The sequence below is a fragment of the Bradyrhizobium sp. URHC0002 genome, assembly GCF_054059515.1.
Genome location: NZ_JBSSCF010000001.1, coordinates 4,279,214 through 4,292,263 on the forward strand (window position 1 = coordinate 4,279,214; position 13,050 = coordinate 4,292,263).

A 13,050-nucleotide genomic window follows, 5' to 3' on the forward strand; every position below is an offset into this window, starting at 1 on the left:
TTTAAGAACATGCGGGCTGCGCCCGTCGGGAAGGCAGCAGGACGTCCGGAGCCCCAGAACCTTCCTTTTATCCAGAAAATGCTTAGAACGGGTCTATCGCTGCGGTGCCGTTTCTGGCTGCCGCCGGCTCCAACCCGAGATACCGATATGAACGCGCCAACCGCTTTTCCCGACCAGAAGCCAGTTCCGCCCTACAAGCATACGCCGCTGTTCCCGCTGGGGCCGGACACCACGCCCTACAAGAAGATCACGGCCGAGGGCGTGCGGGTCGAGAAGGTGCTCGGCAAGGACATGCTGGTGGTGTCGCGCGAGGCGCTGCGGGCGCTCTCGGAGGCTGCCTTCGGCGACATCAACCATTACCTGCGGCCCGGGCATCTGAAGCAGTTGCGCTCGATCCTGGATGACAAGGAAGCCAGCGACAACGACAAGTTCGTGGCCTTCGACTTCCTGAAGAACGCCAACATCGCGGCCGGCGGCGTGCTGCCGATGTGCCAGGATACCGGCACCGCGATCATCATGGGCAAGAAGGGCTGCAACGTCATCACCGACGGCGACGATGAGGCCGCGCTAAGCGAGGGCGCACGCGATGCTTATCTGCGCCGCAACCTACGCTATTCGCAGGTCGCGCCCTTGTCGATGTACGAGGAAAAGAACACCGCCAACAATATGCCGGCGCAGTGCGAGATCTACGCCGAGGGTGACGACGCCTACAAGTTCATGTTCATGGCCAAGGGTGGCGGTTCGGCCAACAAAAGCTTTCTGTTCCAGGCGACGCCGTCGGTACTGACGAAAGATCGCCTGCTGGCGTTCCTGAAGGAGAAAGTGCTCACGCTGGGCACCGCGGCGTGCCCGCCCTATCATCTGGCAATCGTGATCGGCGGCACGTCCGCTGAACTCTGCATGAAGACCGTAAAACTTGCTTCGGCGCGTTATCTCGATGCGCTGCCCACCCAGGGCTCGGCGGACGGCAATGCGTTCCGCGATCTGGAGATGGAGCAGGAAATTCTCAAGATGACGCAGTCGCTCGGCGTCGGCGCGCAGTTCGGCGGCAAGTATTTCTGCCACGACGTGCGCGTGATCCGGATGCCGCGCCATGGCGCCTCGCTGCCGATCGGGCTCGGGGTGTCCTGCTCCGCGGACCGGCAGGTGCTCGGCAAAATTACAAAAGACGGCGTCTATCTCGAGGAGCTCGAGCACAACCCGGCGCAGTATCTGCCGGCCGTGGAACAGTCGCTCGGCGGCGAGGTCGTCAAGATCGATCTCAACAAGCCGATGAAGGAGATTTTGGCGACGTTGTCGCAATATCCGATCAAGACGCGGGTATCGATGACCGGCACCATGATCGTGGCCCGCGATTCCGCCCACGCCAAGTTGCGCGAGCGGCTGGAGAAGGGCGAGCCGCTGCCAGACTACTTCAAGAACCATCCGGTTTATTACGCCGGTCCCGCCAAGACGCCCGATGGCTACGCCTCCGGCGCCTTCGGCCCGACCACGGCAGGCCGGATGGATTCCTTCGTCGACCAGTTCCAGGCGGCGGGCGGGTCGATGGTGATGGTGGCCAAAGGCAACCGCGCGGTCGCGGTGCGCGAGGCCTGCAAGAAGCATGGCGGCTTCTATCTCGGCTCGATCGGCGGTGCTGCGGCAAACCTCGCCGAGCACTGCATCAAGAAGGTCGAGGTGGTGGAATATCCCGAGCTCGGCATGGAAGCGATCTGGCGCATCGAGGTCGAGGATTTCCCGGCCTTCATCATCGTCGACGACAAGGGCAACGACTTCTTCAAGGAATTGAATTTGGGGTAACATGGTCGAGTGGTTCGATGACCTGAAGGTCGGCATGCGCTTCAAGAGCGCGGCGGTGACGCTGTCGAAAGACGACATCATCCGCTTCGCCAGGGAATATGATCCGCAGCCGTTTCACCTCGACGACGAGGCGGCCAAGAAGACGGTCTTCAAGGGGCTTGCGGCGTCCGGCTGGCACACGGCGGCGATCGCCATGCGGCTTGCCACCGAGTGTCGGCCGTTCGGACCGCATCCGCTGCTCGGCGCCGGCGTTGACGATCTGCGCTGGCTGAAACCGGTGCGGCCCGGCGACACGCTGCACCTCGAAGGCGAGGTCATCGAACTGGCGCCTTCACGGTCCAGGCCGCAAGGCGTCGCCCGTGTCCGATGGACCCTCTATGACCAGAAGGGCGAGGCGGTCTACACCTTCATCCCGATCGCGATCGTGCCGACGCGTCCGAAGTGAGCAGGGCGCTCGGCCTCGACGGGTTCAGCAGGGGCTGGGTCGCTGTGCTGCTCGACGGCGAAGCTCACGAGATCAGGTTCTGCCGCGACATTGCCGCTGCGCTGTGCACCGGCTTCGATCGCGCCGCGATCGACATCCCCATCGGCATGACCGATGACGGCGAGCGCGCCTGCGACCTGCTCGCGCGTGAGCGGCTGCGACCGCATTCGTCACGCGTGTTCACCGGGGCGCGACGCTGGCTGTGGGAGGAATTCGCCGATCCTGACGTCGCCAATCGCGATGCGTCGCGCCGCGGCCAGAAGAAGGTATCGCGCCAGCTCTGGCATCTCGGGCCGAAGATCATGGAAGTCGATGCGTTCGTCCAGTCCAATGGCTCGCGCGATATTCGCGAGGCGCATCCCGAGCTGGTTTTCCTGCGCCTCAACGCAGGCATGCCGCTGCCGTCGAAGAAATCCGAAGCTGGACTCGAGCGCCGTCGCAAGCTGCTCAAGCGGCACGGCATCCTCGATATCGACAAATGGCTGGACGGTGAGCGCATCGGTACCGGCGCTAAGCGCGACGACGTGCTCGATGCCTGCGCGGTGGCGATTGCAGCGCGCGACATCGCTGGCTGCGTACCGGAAGGCGCGCCGCCGCGCGATGCTTGCGGCTTGGCGATGCAGATATGGTTCTAGCGTCGCGGTGAGGGGGCGAGGAGGGGTTGCAACCTCCTCGCCATTGCGGTCAGACCCGCGTGCCGGTGAAGGGAAAGCTGCCCATCGGGCCGATGCCCATCTCGCCGCTCATGCTGTCGCCGGAGACCTTGCCGATGAACTCGAGGGTCAACGGCATCGGGTTGGTGATCGATACCTTCCAGTTGACGGCGTCGCCGCTGATGGCGCCGTCGAAGATTTCGGTGGAATTGCCATCGGCGCCCTGCGTGCCCGTCAGCGTACCGCCGGAGGCCAACAGGGTCAGCGTAGCCTTACGCTCGCCCATCGGCGTGCTCATGGTGAGGTTCCAGTTTCCGTCCACGGCCATTTTTGTCTCCCCGACATTTCCCCGGCAAACCGGAATGGCTTGCGAGATCCGCTAAACTCGATCGGCGGTATAGCCTATCTCGCCATACAAGCCCAACCGTCTCAAGCGTCCTTTTGATGCGTATTTCTTCAGGCGCGCTGGGCGGCAGCGCGAATCCGGCTGCCGACCAATACACGAAACGCGACGTATTGAATTGCGAAGGCGGCAATCTTGGCGCCGACCAGCACGACGGTCACATAGAACGTCCACAGCTTCATGTCGCCGGTCATCGCGACGGCAATGGTGCCGGCGCCGAGCACGAAACACAGCGCGGCCCAGGCGTAGCCCGCGAAGGTGACATATTCCGGAATAGTCTGTGTCACGATCGGCGGCATATAGCGCAACATCCAGCCGCGCTTGAGCATGATGAAACCGATCGCGAAATGCCCGATCGCGGGCTTCGCCAGCACGAAGCGCGGGTCGTGGGTCAGGAGCGTCGCGCTGCCGAGTACGATGACGAGCGCCAGGCTAGCCCACGTCATGTAGCCAAGCTCCTTGCCCTTGACGCGCGAGTAGATCACCTGGGCGATCGCGCCGGCGATGGCAACACCCGTCGCCAGCAACACGTTGTCGGTGGCGAGATAGATCGCGATGAACAGGATGGTGGAGAAGAAATCGGCGCCCAGTCTGGCGAATACGTCCTTCATCGGCTTGCTCTCTGTTGGATGGCTGTTGCGGTCGAAAGATAATTTCAGTTGGTGCCGGGCAGGGCGTTCGCTGGCGGCGCACCATACTTCGCCTTGCGATATTGTGGATACCATGTCGTGAAGAAGGCGGCGCTATTGCGGGCGGCGAAGGCGATGACGAGGCTGGACCAGAGCGGCAGGCCCGGGACATAGATCGTCAGCACGTTGCCGATGATCATCAGGACGAAGGCGGCATTCCAGGCCCAGGTGATGAGATAGACCGCCTTCTTGAAGCCGGGCAGCTTCGCCGTCTCGGCATCGACCTCCTCGAGCGCATATTGCAGGATGAACGGCTTGCCGATGATGAGCGACACCAGCGAGATCGCGAGCACGCCGACATCGACCGTCAGCTTGACGGCCGAATGGCTGAGGTTCGGATCGACCAGCGTGACATAGGCGCCCAGTCCGGTGAACAGGAGGACGCAGCCCGTGCCGAGCACCTTGATCGAACGGCCGCGATAGACGTCAATGCCGATGACGGCAACACAGATCGCAGCCGACGCGAACAATGAGACCTGGGCCGATGTCACCAGCATCAGCAGGGCGAACGAACCGAAGGGGGCAAGGATCAGGAAGATGGTCATGGCGGCTTCTCGGGGCTAATCTTTACAGCGTAAAGATACCCTAGGGGCAAGCGCCGGGGTCGTCAAGTAAAATCTTTACAGTGTCAAAATAAGCTGCAGGGGGATTATTTAGAAGCCATTTCAGCTATTTAGATCTGGTGGGGTGGACTCTCATGGTGCCGCGAATTCGTGCCGTTCAAGCCATGCCCCGCAACCTTGCCGCAATGTTCCAACAATAGGGTGTGCCCGAATGACGTAACGCTGAGGTTGGCCTATTGCGCGTGCTGCTGGTGGAGGACGAGCCGGAGATGGCAGCGGCGCTCACCGTCGCTCTGAAAAACTACGATATGGTCGTTGACCATATCTCGACGCTGGCTGATGCCGAGGAAGCAGTTCTCGTCAATAACTATGCAGCGATCCTGCTCGATCGCCAGTTACCCGACGGCGACGGACTAGCGCTTATTCCAAAGCTGCGGGCAAAAGGCGTCGGCGCTGCCGTCATCGTGCTCACGGCACGGGGCGAACTGGCCGATCGCATCACAGGATTGGACACCGGCGCCGACGATTATCTCGGCAAGCCGTTTGCCGTCGAAGAGTTGCTGGCGCGGCTGCGCGCGGTACTGCGCCGGCCGGCGGACCTGCCGCCGGAAACCATGCGGCTTGGCCGGCTGTCGTTCGACCTCGGCAACCGCGAAGCCAGCGTCGCCGGCCAGCCGCTCGATCTGCCGCGCCGCGAACTTCTGGTGCTGGAAGCCCTGCTGCGCCGGATGGGCCGTACGGTCACGCGTTCGTCGCTGGAGGAAGCGGTCTACAGCATCGATGACGAGATCCAGTCGAACGCGCTGGATACCCATGTTTCGCGGCTGCGCCGGAAATTGTCCGAGGCTGAAGCGGAAGTTGAAATCCACGGCATTCGCGGCGTCGGCTATCTGCTGAAGCATTCGCCATGACAAAGCTTCAACCGCATTCCCTGCGATGGCGGCTGGTGTGCCGGCTGGTCGGCTTGCAGGCGGCGATGCTGGCACTGCTGGTTCTGGTCGTCATCGCAGCGCTTTGGGGCGCCGGGCACATGATTGCACTGGAGTCCGAAGACGACACGATCGATGCGCTGCATGACGCCGTTGTCCGCGACAGCAATGGAGACATCGCCGTGCGCGACACGCCCGTGCTCGCGAAGCGGCGGGCGCAGGCTCCCAATTTCTGGTTTCAGATCAGGGACCGCGAAGGACATTCGGTTTCACAAGGCAGGGTGCCGCTGGAATATGCTGGCATCGGCGATGCGCTCGATGGAATCGGCCAGGCGCGGCTCGGCTGGAACATCCTTGACGGGATGCGACCCACGGCCCGCATGAAGTGGATCGACACCCCTGCCGGCAACATCCAGATTCTGACGGGGCAGGGCGGAGCGGTATCCTGGCAGCGGATCGGTCATGCCGCCCTGACGCTGTTCCTGAGTCTTCTCCTGCCCATCGTCGCGCTGATGACGCTGACCACGTTTGTTGCGACACCCGTGGTGGTTCGCCGAACCCTTGCCGGCCTTGATCGCGCTGCGGCGCAAGCCGAGAAAATCGATATCGACGGACGCGGCGCGCGGCTGCCGCTGCAGGACGTGCCTTCCGAAATCGTTCCGCTGGTATCGGCGGTCAATGATGCGCTGAGCCGCCTTGATGAGGGCTACGAGCGACACAAGCGATTTCTTGTCGACGCGGCGCACGAGCTCCGTACGCCGATCGCTATCCTTCAGACGCGGCTGGAATCGCTGTCACTCGGCCCCGGCGCGGGACGCGTGCTCGAAGACGTTGCGCGGCTATCGACGCTGGCCGATCAGCTTCTGGACCTGCAACGCATCAACCAGCAGGCCGACTGGTTTTCTTCCGTCGATATCGTCGCCCTCGGCCGGAAAACAGCCGCCGAACTTGCGCCGCTTGCGATCGCCGCTGGCTACGAAATATCTTTCGAGAGCGACGTAGAGCACATCCTGGTGCGAGGCGATGCCGGAGCTCTGGAGCGGGCACTGACCAATTTGATTCAGAATGCGATCCAGCATGGCGGCCGCAAAGGCGGCATTGCGGTGCGGGCGGAGCCGCCCGCCACGATATCGGTGACCGATGACGGTCCGGGCATTGAGGCTTGCGATCGCGTGCGCGTATTTGAACCGTTTTACCGGTCGCAAGGCCACGGCCGCGGCGCAGGATTGGGTCTCCATCTCGTTCAGGAGATTGTCCGGCGGCATGATGGCGCGGTCGCGATATCGGAAGGACCCACCGGCGGCACACGCGTCCGGATGGCATTCAAGCCGGCGCACGGCACGTCGTAGAATCGCGTCCTGCATTTACAGCTGCCCCGACATTTTCCACAGGCTTCGATGGTGCGCAATGTTCGCGCAACATCGACCCTCCATATCGCATCAACGCCGACATCAACGGGTGATGCGGCTTGATGGAATGGGTGACTTGCTCTCATGGCTGCACAAAATCTCTTGTTGTTCTTTCGCGCGCTCGCCTGCAATCCTCGCAGCGTCGGCGCCATCGCGCCATCAGGGGCGAATCTTGCCAGTCTGATTACCAGCGAGATCACGGCTGCCTCGGGCCCGGTGCTCGAATTGGGTCCCGGTACCGGAGTCTTCACCGAAGCGCTGCTGGAGCGCGGGGTGCGCGAGAGTGACCTCACGCTGATCGAATACGGCTCGGACTTCATGCGGCTGCTGCAGGCGCGATTTCCCAGGGCGCGCGTGCTTTGGATGGATGCGGCCTGGATGGCTTCCCACGATCTGTTCGAGCACCCGTTGGGTGCCGTGGTCAGTGGGCTGCCGCTGCTCAATTTTGCGCCGAAGAAAGTCACCGCGATTCTCACCGCGGCGTTCAGCAAGCTGCGCGACGGTGGCTCGTTCTATCAGTTCACCTATGGAATGCAGTGCCCGGTCTCGAAGGCGCAACTCGACGAACTGGGGCTGAAGGCGAATTGCATGGGCCGCGTGTTGCTCAACGTCCCGCCCGCATCGGTGTACCGCATCACGCGCATCAAGCCCGTCAGGCTCGCAGACCAGGTCGAACCCGATGCCGTCTAGCATGGACATTCCTGACTTCATCACCGTGCTCGCCGGATCCGGACCGCTCGGAATCGGAGCCGTCGCGGCTGCCGAGAAATTCTTTCCGATGGTGCCTTCCTATGTCGTGTTCGTGCTGCTTGGCATAATGGCCGCATCAGGCGAGAGCAAACTGGTCGTCACCGTCGCGGCCACCGCGACAGGCTCCACGATAGGTGCACTTGCGTGGTACGGGCTCGGCCTCGCCCTGGGGGCGAGGCGAATTGAAGCGCTGATTGAACGGTTCGGGCGGTTCATATTCCTGAAGCCTGCCCTTTATCATCGGATGGCAGGGGCCTACAGGCGCAATCACTTCTGGGTCACCGTTGTAGGACAGACCATTCCGGCGGTGCGGGTTTATCTCTCCATCCCGGCCGGGGTGCTCAATCTTGCGATCCTGAACTTCGTCGGCGCCACGCTGATCGGAAGCATCATATGGAGCGGGCCTCTTCTTACGCTTGGATATGTCCTGCGTGAGAGAAGCGCCGACGCCGCCTTTTCAGGCCTGCTGGTCGTCACAGCGCTGGTCGGGTTTGAATTTCTTGTACTGCTCGCCTGGCAGCTAACCCGTCATGCTAAGCGACCGCGACAGAATCATGAGGGCGCAGGCGATCAGTAAGATGAACGTGATCGTGATGCCGCCGACCCGGCCGATGCGGAATTGCAACGTATTGGGTGCGGCGTACATGCCGAGCGGGTGCAAGAGCCGCGAGATCAGCAGCGCGCCCATCAACAGATGCACCCATGTCGCCGGCAGGCCGGACATTTCCAGCATCGCCACCATCAGCGTGATGATCGGGACATATTCGATGAAGTTGGCATGCGCGCGTATCGCGCTGCGCAGTTGCAGGCTTCCATTGTCGCCGAACGCGGCGCGGTCGCGCTGGCGCAGCCTGCCGACCTGAACGGCGAGCACGGTGTAGAGCAGGGCGAGGACGGCGAGATAGGTTGATGTGATCGAGGGCAGGTGCATGGGTGTCTCCTCGCGGACTGTCAACGACGTCATTCCGGGGCAATGCGCAGCATCGAACCCGGAATTTCGAGATTTGGTGACATCTGGATTCCGGGTTCATCACTGCGCGATGCCTCCGATGTGCAATTGCACATCGGAGATGACAGGATTGAATGCCTTACGCCGCGCCGACCCAATTGCCGTGAAAGCCATCGGGTACGCGATGGCCGAGATGCACCAGCGCCACGGGGCCTGATTCGACATCCTGGGCGTTGAACACCGCGAGATCGCTGCGGTTCTCCTGCGCGCGCCAGACCGCTGATAGCAGCCAGCCATCGCCCTCGGCGGCGTCTGCGCCGCGTTCGACAAATACCGGCTCCGAAATCGTGTCGCCGGCGGGCAGCAGATAATGGCCGAGCCGCTTGCCCTTGCCGTCGACATGCACGATGCCCGACAGCGCGCCGAACATCGGCAGATCGGGATTGGCGCAGGCGTACCAGCCATGGCTGTTTGCGTAGCCCGCGCGGCGGTCGTCGATGCGCGGGAATTCGCCGGTGAGATCGTCGAGATAGGTTTGCGTGAAGCGGTCGGTATTGCCGGCGAGATCGAAGGTCCAGCGGCAGTACCGCGCGCGTGACTTCGCCGGATCGGTCTTCGAACCGTCGGGATGGGTGAACAGCGGCGCCTCCTCGAACTGCATCACGTCGGCAATGATGCGGTTGCCTTCCTCCCACGCATTCATGACGTGGAAGACGTAGCAGCTTTCGGCACGGAACCAGACGATGTCCTTTGCCGAGCCGTTGCGCTTCATCACACCGACATAGCCGCCTTTCTCGGGCTCCCAGGCGTAGGGCGGCTTGCCGCGCATCGCGCGCTCCATGCTGCCGGTAATCGGCAGGATCGGAAACAGCAGGTGATTTTCGGTAACGATGAAGTCGTGCACCATGCTGGCATAGGGGGATTCGAAACGATCGCACCGCGTCACCACGCCTGCCGCGTTCACCGATCCGAAGGAGAGGGCGGGGGTGAGGGGGCCCGCGGCGTTGTAGCCGAAGAACACCATCTCGCCGGTCACGGGATCGATCTTGGGATGCGCGGTGAAGGGGCCCTTGATGGCGCCCTTGTAGTCGCAATAGCCGACGCGATTAAGGGTGTCGGGCTCGATCTCGGTCGGCAGATGGCCTTCCTCGAGCGCCAAAAGCTTGCCGCCATGGAAGATGATGTTGGTGTTGGCGACGCCGCCATCGTCGGTGATACCGGCGGGAGCGCCCGGCAGCTTGCGGCCGAAGCCGCCGAACAGCGCGCGGCCGGCGTCGTGCTCGGCCAGCCATTTCGGAGTGCGGACCCAGCGGTTGCGGTAGCTGGCGCGGCCGTTCTCCAGATGGAAGGCGTGCAGCATGCCGTCGCCGACGAACCAGTGCGCGCCGGGGGCATCGAATTGCGGGTTGGGGCCGTTGCGGTAAAGCGTGCCGTTGAGTTCGCGCGGCAATTCGCCGGTCACCTTGAGATGCGGCGCGTCGCATTCCATCGGGATCGGCGCCAGATTGGTTCGGGCCGCCTCGGTCTTCACCTGGTCGAGCATCTCACGTTTCCTCTGGTTTAAATCTTTACATCGTAAAGATATCAGTAAGGCTGTTGTGGCCGATCGTCAAGCAAAATCTTTACAGTGTAAAAATTGCAGCTATAAGGAATCACATGGCAAGAACATCGCGAGAGACCAGAACGATCCGTCCCGCCGCAGGGCGCCGGCCGGCGAAACCCGTAGCGGAAAGGCCGGCCAGCCGGCGTCGCCGTCCATCCGGCGAAACCCCTTATCATCATGGCGATCTGCACGACGCCTTGCTCGCAGCCGCTGAGCGGGTGTTGGAACGCGACGGCTTGCCGGGCCTGACCTTGCGGGCGGTGGCGCGCGAGGCCGGCGTGTCGCATGCCGCGCCGACCCATCATTTCGGCGATCTCACCGGGCTCCTCAGCGAACTCGCCGCCATCGGCTTCCGCCGCTTCAACGAGGCCATGGTCGCGGCTCGCAATAGTGAAACCCACCCAATGATGAAGGGGATGGCCAACGCCAAGGCCTATGTCGCCTACGCCCAGGCGCGTCCCGGCATGTACGGGCTGATGTTCCGCACCGAGCGGCTCGACATGACGCGGCCGTCGCTGCACGAGGCGGCGACGGCCTCCTTCGCGGGCTTGGCGAACGCGGTCGGTGCCGGGCGTAATGAAAAACTCACCGGCGAGGCGCTGGAGGCGCTGTCGCTCGATCAGGCTGCCGCGATCGCCCGCGCATGGTCGCTGGTGCACGGCTTCACTACGCTGCTGCTCGACGGGCGGCTGAAGGATATTTTGCACCGGCTGCCGGAAGGCACCGGGGTCGACCAACTTCTACATGCGATGCTGCTCTCGACCGTCGCGCGGCCGCCGGCGGCGTAGGGCGGCGGCTTCAAGGGCGACATGGCTGGCTCCGGGATGTCGCTGCGTGGCGACGATGCCGATGGCGTGCCGCTCAGCAACCCTTGCAAATCTTGGTTTGCCGCGCCAGCCTTGCGTCGGCTTCGACGTCTTCGTTGGGCTGTCGCGTCCATTCGTCGTAGCGCGCTTTGGTGTCCGAGGTTTCCTTGGGCGGGGCGCCATTCAGCGGGCCGAGAATGATCTCGCGATTGCGGGCTGTTTTTCGTTTTGCCGGCCGTTTTTCCTCGCCCGGCACGTCATTTGCCGTCGGTGGTTCTCCCAACCCATCCCAGGCGATCGGCGCGCCTGCGGTCTGTGTCGTCGAGCAGCCGGTGCCGGAGGCGCAGCAGCCGGTGAGGGCGGAGCCGGCAACCAGCAGAACCATGATTCTCGTTAGCATCGTTGCTCCGGTGTGGCCGCCGTTAAAACCCGTGATGTGAGAATATATCAAGCACTCAAGGCTGTAGCTTTGACGTTAATGCGGCGAAAACACGCCAGCCTCGGGCTGTCAGGGCTTTGCAAGGCCGACGGCGGCGCCCTTTTCACCGATTACCTTCACTTCGTCCTTGCCGCACTTGAAATCACGAGCAAATTCGTCCGCCGCCTGGCGCGCGAGTTCGTTGGCATTGCGGTTGGCCTGGCCGTCGATATAGGCGACATGACAGACCGGGCCCGGCGGCAACCGCGTCACGGCGAGCATCGGTTTCGAAATCGGGGTTCCGGCCTTGCCCGTGTCGTTGTCGTCGGCGATCAGCCAGCGTTGAATGATCGCGAACGGCTTGCCATCCACTTCCCGCCATTCGACGGTCTGGCCGGTTGAATTGAAGGGGGCAAACGAGGTCTCCGCAGCCGGCTCCTTGGCGGCGGCCACATGGTCGGGCCCGACCGAGACGGTTTGGCGCAGATCGTCCTCGCTGATCAGCACCACCAGCCCCGATTTGCCGGGGCACACCTGCTTCGTGCTGACGTCCTTGGGCTTGCCGATGGTGCGGCAGTCCTTCTCAGCCGATGATGTATAGCTGCTGCTGAATGTTTGGGCATTAGCCGGTGAAATCAGGCCGAATGCAGTCGCGAACAGGGCCGCGGCGGCCGGCACGATGAGTTGCCGATAGGAAACGCGTTTCATCTGCACTTCTCGCATGGAACCTCCGGGATCAGACGTGTGCAATCTGGGGAAGGTTCATGGCAAAGGTGCGAAACACCTGACATTGCCGCGGAATCGTCCTAGAAGAGCGGCTCGCAATTCCTCCGTTTCCCGAGCCTGTAGCCATCCAATCGTCATGCCCTCTATTCCCTCGAACAAGCCCTATCGCGTCGGTCGCTCCCCCACGGGCCTTGGCCTCTTCGCCACCAAGCCGATCAAGAAGGGCACCAAAATCATCCGCTATTTTGGACCGCTGCTGGATTGCAAGAAGAAAAAAGACGACGCGATCGAGAACAAGTACCTGTTCGAGCTGAACGACCGCTGGACCATCGACGGCTCGGTGCGCAAGAACGTTGCCCGCTACATCAACCACGCCTGCAAGCCGAACGCGGAATCCGACGTTCGCCCACGCAAGCGCAAGGTGTTCATCCGCGCCATCAAGAACATCGAGCCGGGCGATGAAATCAATTACGACTATGGCACCGACTATTTCAAAGCCTACCTGAAGCCGATCGGCTGCAAATGCACGGCCTGCGAAAAGAAGCGCAAGAAGCAGCGCGCGGAAGCGCGGGCGGAGAAAGCCCGCCTGAAGGCCAAGGCCGAGCGCAAGGCGCTGAGGAAGGCGGAGAAGCTGGCCAAGGAACAGCGGAAGGCCGAGGAAAAGCTTAAGGAAAAACTGAAGGCGAAGGCCGCGCGGAAATCGAAAAAGAAGCGTAATGGCCATTCGCTGAACGGCACGTCACTGAACGGTACGTCATTGAACGGCAAGCATCTGAACGGCATCGGCCGCGCCAGGGTTGCCGGCAGGAAACCGGCCGGCCGAAAACAGCCGGTATCCGCGCCAGCTTCCGCCCTTCAGGCCTAGGCC

The 13,050-nt window shown here is 62.5% G+C and carries 16 protein-coding genes; 9 read left to right on the forward strand and 7 right to left on the reverse strand.

The window, feature by feature from the left end:
* The first annotated feature begins 147 nt into the window (after positions 1 to 147).
* Genes ACVWVY_RS20675 through ACVWVY_RS20685 form a run of 3 tightly spaced genes read left to right on the forward strand, consistent with a single transcriptional unit; the run spans position 148 to position 2,919 of the window.
* Positions 148 to 1,800, forward strand: a complete 1,653-nt coding sequence (locus ACVWVY_RS20675) for a fumarate hydratase (protein WP_456628111.1) — start codon at positions 148 to 150, stop codon at positions 1,798 to 1,800.
* A 1-nt stretch (position 1,801) separates the two neighbouring features.
* Positions 1,802 to 2,245: a MaoC family dehydratase gene (locus tag ACVWVY_RS20680; RefSeq protein ID WP_456628112.1), complete on the forward strand. Its 444-nt coding sequence runs from the start codon at positions 1,802 to 1,804 to the stop codon at positions 2,243 to 2,245.
* Entirely contained in the window at positions 2,242 to 2,919 is a 678-nt protein-coding gene (locus ACVWVY_RS20685; RefSeq protein ID WP_456628113.1) for a DUF429 domain-containing protein, read from the forward strand. The genes ACVWVY_RS20680 and ACVWVY_RS20685 overlap by 4 nt, the downstream gene beginning before the upstream one ends.
* 49 nt (positions 2,920 to 2,968) lie before the next feature.
* On the opposite strand, the gene ACVWVY_RS20690 is transcribed toward ACVWVY_RS20685, so the two are convergent.
* The 3 genes from ACVWVY_RS20690 to ACVWVY_RS20700 form a co-directional block, all read right to left on the reverse strand.
* Positions 2,969 to 3,265, reverse strand: a complete 297-nt coding sequence (locus tag ACVWVY_RS20690; RefSeq protein ID WP_456628114.1) for a hypothetical protein — start codon at positions 3,263 to 3,265, stop codon at positions 2,969 to 2,971.
* A 128-nt stretch (positions 3,266 to 3,393) separates the two neighbouring features.
* A complete protein-coding gene (locus tag ACVWVY_RS20695; RefSeq protein ID WP_456628115.1) occupies positions 3,394 to 3,951 on the reverse strand; it encodes an inner membrane-spanning protein YciB in 558 nt (185 codons plus the stop codon).
* A 44-nt stretch (positions 3,952 to 3,995) separates the two neighbouring features.
* A complete protein-coding gene (locus ACVWVY_RS20700; RefSeq protein ID WP_456628116.1) occupies positions 3,996 to 4,574 on the reverse strand; it encodes a hypothetical protein in 579 nt (192 codons plus the stop codon).
* Between the two features lie 254 nt (positions 4,575 to 4,828).
* On the opposite strand from ACVWVY_RS20700, the gene ACVWVY_RS20705 reads away from it, so the two are divergent.
* From ACVWVY_RS20705 to ACVWVY_RS20720, 4 genes are all read left to right on the forward strand, one after another.
* A complete protein-coding gene (locus tag ACVWVY_RS20705) occupies positions 4,829 to 5,503 on the forward strand; it encodes a response regulator transcription factor (protein WP_456628117.1) in 675 nt (224 codons plus the stop codon).
* Positions 5,500 to 6,870 carry a sensor histidine kinase gene (locus ACVWVY_RS20710; RefSeq protein ID WP_456628118.1) on the forward strand — a complete coding sequence of 457 codons (1,371 nt, stop codon included), beginning with the start codon at positions 5,500 to 5,502 and terminating at the stop codon, positions 6,868 to 6,870. Before ACVWVY_RS20705 ends, ACVWVY_RS20710 begins: the two co-directional genes overlap by 4 nt.
* 144 nt (positions 6,871 to 7,014) lie before the next feature.
* The gene (locus tag ACVWVY_RS20715) at positions 7,015 to 7,620 is read left to right on the forward strand and encodes a class I SAM-dependent methyltransferase (RefSeq protein WP_456628119.1); all 606 of its coding nucleotides are present in this window, start codon (positions 7,015 to 7,017) and stop codon (positions 7,618 to 7,620) included.
* A gap of 1 nt (position 7,621) precedes the next feature.
* Positions 7,622 to 8,257 (forward strand): DedA family protein, encoded by a 636-nt coding sequence (locus ACVWVY_RS20720; protein ID WP_456628120.1) that lies wholly within the window; start codon positions 7,622 to 7,624, stop codon positions 8,255 to 8,257.
* On the opposite strand, the gene ACVWVY_RS20725 is transcribed toward ACVWVY_RS20720, so the two are convergent.
* Together ACVWVY_RS20725 and ACVWVY_RS20730 are read right to left on the reverse strand one after the other, a co-directional pair.
* The gene (locus tag ACVWVY_RS20725) at positions 8,201 to 8,611 is read right to left on the reverse strand and encodes an MAPEG family protein (RefSeq protein WP_456628121.1); all 411 of its coding nucleotides are present in this window, start codon (positions 8,609 to 8,611) and stop codon (positions 8,201 to 8,203) included. The genes ACVWVY_RS20720 and ACVWVY_RS20725 overlap by 57 nt on opposite strands.
* A gap of 157 nt (positions 8,612 to 8,768) precedes the next feature.
* A complete protein-coding gene (locus tag ACVWVY_RS20730) occupies positions 8,769 to 10,172 on the reverse strand; it encodes a carotenoid oxygenase family protein (RefSeq protein WP_456628122.1) in 1,404 nt (467 codons plus the stop codon).
* A gap of 113 nt (positions 10,173 to 10,285) precedes the next feature.
* Here ACVWVY_RS20730 and ACVWVY_RS20735 point away from each other — a divergent pair, with 113 nt between their 5' ends.
* The gene (locus ACVWVY_RS20735; RefSeq protein ID WP_456628123.1) at positions 10,286 to 11,020 is read left to right on the forward strand and encodes a TetR/AcrR family transcriptional regulator; all 735 of its coding nucleotides are present in this window, start codon (positions 10,286 to 10,288) and stop codon (positions 11,018 to 11,020) included.
* A 73-nt stretch (positions 11,021 to 11,093) separates the two neighbouring features.
* Here ACVWVY_RS20735 and ACVWVY_RS20740 read toward each other — a convergent pair whose 3' ends face one another.
* Entirely contained in the window at positions 11,094 to 11,438 is a 345-nt protein-coding gene (locus tag ACVWVY_RS20740) for a hypothetical protein (RefSeq protein ID WP_456628124.1), read from the reverse strand.
* Between the two features lie 108 nt (positions 11,439 to 11,546).
* Positions 11,547 to 12,164 carry a hypothetical protein gene (locus tag ACVWVY_RS20745; RefSeq protein ID WP_456628125.1) on the reverse strand — a complete coding sequence of 206 codons (618 nt, stop codon included), beginning with the start codon at positions 12,162 to 12,164 and terminating at the stop codon, positions 11,547 to 11,549.
* Between the two features lie 154 nt (positions 12,165 to 12,318).
* On the opposite strand from ACVWVY_RS20745, the gene ACVWVY_RS20750 reads away from it, so the two are divergent.
* Positions 12,319 to 13,047: an SET domain-containing protein gene (locus ACVWVY_RS20750; RefSeq protein WP_456628126.1), complete on the forward strand. Its 729-nt coding sequence runs from the start codon at positions 12,319 to 12,321 to the stop codon at positions 13,045 to 13,047.
* Positions 13,048 to 13,050: the final 3 nt, after the last annotated feature.

Excerpts from the sequence above, each read along its gene's own strand:
- ACVWVY_RS20675 (WP_456628111.1), top strand. The coding sequence starts at position 148 with ATGAACGCGCCAACCGCTTTTCCCGACCAGAAGCCAGTTCCGCCCTAC.
- ACVWVY_RS20680 (WP_456628112.1), top strand. The coding sequence starts at position 1,802 with ATGGTCGAGTGGTTCGATGACCTGAAGGTCGGCATGCGCTTCAAGAGC.
- ACVWVY_RS20690 (WP_456628114.1), bottom strand. The coding sequence starts at position 3,265 with ATGGCCGTGGACGGAAACTGGAACCTCACCATGAGCACGCCGATGGGC.
- ACVWVY_RS20695 (WP_456628115.1), bottom strand. The coding sequence starts at position 3,951 with ATGAAGGACGTATTCGCCAGACTGGGCGCCGATTTCTTCTCCACCATC.
- ACVWVY_RS20700 (WP_456628116.1), bottom strand. The coding sequence starts at position 4,574 with ATGACCATCTTCCTGATCCTTGCCCCCTTCGGTTCGTTCGCCCTGCTG.
- ACVWVY_RS20710 (WP_456628118.1), top strand. The coding sequence starts at position 5,500 with ATGACAAAGCTTCAACCGCATTCCCTGCGATGGCGGCTGGTGTGCCGG.
- ACVWVY_RS20715 (WP_456628119.1), top strand. The coding sequence starts at position 7,015 with ATGGCTGCACAAAATCTCTTGTTGTTCTTTCGCGCGCTCGCCTGCAAT.
- ACVWVY_RS20720 (WP_456628120.1), top strand. The coding sequence starts at position 7,622 with ATGGACATTCCTGACTTCATCACCGTGCTCGCCGGATCCGGACCGCTC.
- ACVWVY_RS20725 (WP_456628121.1), bottom strand. The coding sequence starts at position 8,611 with ATGCACCTGCCCTCGATCACATCAACCTATCTCGCCGTCCTCGCCCTG.
- ACVWVY_RS20730 (WP_456628122.1), bottom strand. The coding sequence starts at position 10,172 with ATGCTCGACCAGGTGAAGACCGAGGCGGCCCGAACCAATCTGGCGCCG.
- ACVWVY_RS20735 (WP_456628123.1), top strand. The coding sequence starts at position 10,286 with ATGGCAAGAACATCGCGAGAGACCAGAACGATCCGTCCCGCCGCAGGG.
- ACVWVY_RS20740 (WP_456628124.1), bottom strand. The coding sequence starts at position 11,438 with ATGCTAACGAGAATCATGGTTCTGCTGGTTGCCGGCTCCGCCCTCACC.
- ACVWVY_RS20745 (WP_456628125.1), bottom strand. The coding sequence starts at position 12,164 with ATGAAACGCGTTTCCTATCGGCAACTCATCGTGCCGGCCGCCGCGGCC.
- ACVWVY_RS20750 (WP_456628126.1), top strand. The coding sequence starts at position 12,319 with ATGCCCTCTATTCCCTCGAACAAGCCCTATCGCGTCGGTCGCTCCCCC.